This window comes from Flavobacterium sp., assembly GCF_029242675.1.
Taxonomy (GTDB): domain Bacteria; phylum Bacteroidota; class Bacteroidia; order Flavobacteriales; family Flavobacteriaceae; genus Flavobacterium.
The window spans coordinates 1-1657 of record NZ_JAQWTM010000016.1 but is presented as its reverse complement, the minus strand read 5'-3'; the positions used below and the strand labels follow the sequence as shown (position 1 = coordinate 1657).

Annotated in this window: 1 protein-coding gene and 1 tRNA gene; one reads left to right on the top strand and one right to left on the bottom strand. The window is 34.2% G+C overall.

The genetic code is table 11. The features are described from left to right. Window positions 1-1223: ABC transporter transmembrane domain-containing protein (locus tag P8M54_RS00580; protein ID WP_300283811.1), on the bottom strand; the 1223-nt coding region annotated here is incomplete at its 3' end. A 187-nt stretch (window positions 1224-1410) separates the two neighbouring features. Between P8M54_RS00580 and P8M54_RS00575 the strand changes: the two genes are divergently transcribed. Beyond that, window positions 1411-1485, top strand: a tRNA-Val gene (locus tag P8M54_RS00575). Window positions 1486-1657: the final 172 nt, after the last annotated feature.

Below are 1657 nucleotides of genomic sequence, written 5' to 3'. Positions count from 1 at the left end.
CTTTCAACATCATAAAAACGTAGTAATAAGGAAGCGATCGTCGATTTCCCAGTTCCACTAGGTCCTACAATAGCTATTTTTTGTCCAAAATTAGCTGTGAAACTTACATCCTTTAAAACATTAATTTCTTTTCGAGATGGATAACTAAAGGCAACATTTTTAAAAGTCACATTTCCTTTTATTTTCTCAGCATTTAAGTTACTAGTTCCTTTAATATCTTCGGGTGTTTCGTCTAATAATTCAAAAACACGCTCCGTAGCACCAATTGCTTTTTGCATTTGCGCGTACAATTCGGCTATTCCACCAGAAGATGCACCTACATAACTAGAATACAAAATAAAAGTAAACAACTCTCCAACCGAAATCTCACCGCCAATACTTAATTGAACACCGTACCAAACTACTGCTACAATGGTTCCAAACAAGCATACAATGATAAAGGAAGCAAAATAACCACGTAGCTGACCACCTTTAATAGCGATTTTCACTACTTCATTAATTCGTCCTTTATAACGAGCGATTTCATACCATTCGTTAGCAAATGCTTTCACGATACTTATTCCTTGCATCGTTTCTTCGACGACCACCTGACTTTCGGCAACCTGATCCTGAACTTTTTTGGAATATTTTCTGATGTAACGACCAAAAAGAACTGCAGCAACTCCCACGAGAGGTACTACTGAAACCATCATAATTGTTAGCTTGATATTGATGCTAGCTAACATGATGAAACTACCAATAATTAGAATGAACTGACGCAAGAATTCGGCTATCGTTGTCGTTAAAGTGTCTTGTATTTGCGTAATGTCATTACTGATGCGGCTATTTAATTCTCCAACACGTTTCTGCGAAAAAAACGACATGGGTAACTTTACTAAATTGGTGTACAAAGCTAAGCGAACATTGGCTAAAGTATTTTCGGTAAAATTCACAAACAGTGAAAGTCTGAAAAATGAAAAAACCGACTGTAAAATTAAGACTAAACCCAATCCTAATGCAATTTGGTTTGCTAGTTCGCTGTCTTTTTTATTCACACAATCCACCAACATTCCCATGAATTTTGGAAAAGCTAAAGCGGTTACACTTGTTAGCAATAAAAAAACTAAACCAACATAAAATTTCCAACTGTTGTTACCTGCATACTTGAAAATAATCTTTGCTTTATTAAGAGAACTAGCAGTAATTTTTGATTTAGGTAAATCGTTTTCTTTGAACCTTCCCATTATTTATATTTTGTGTTTACAAAGGTAGCACTATACACGTTCATTCCCAAAAAAATAAGATCAGCAGTTGGTTTTACTAATGATTTGGTATTGAGTTAGTAACAAATTATTATGCATTTTTTCTATAAATAATTTAAAAATATGCTTGCAAATGTAAATTCTAGTCTTATATTTGCACCCACAATTAGGGCGATTAGCTCAGCTGGTTCAGAGCACCTCGTTTACACCGAGGGGGTCGGGGGTTCGAACCCCTCATCTCCCACATTTTTAACCTCGACATTTTGTTGGGGTTTTTTCTTGATATTTAAAGAGAATTATTAAATCTCACTTTTTTTATTTTTACTTAATGATAAACAAAGAAATATCTCAATTAATCAAATCTAGAAAATCTATTTACCCAAATGAATTTAATGGGTCTGAAATTGATAAAGAAG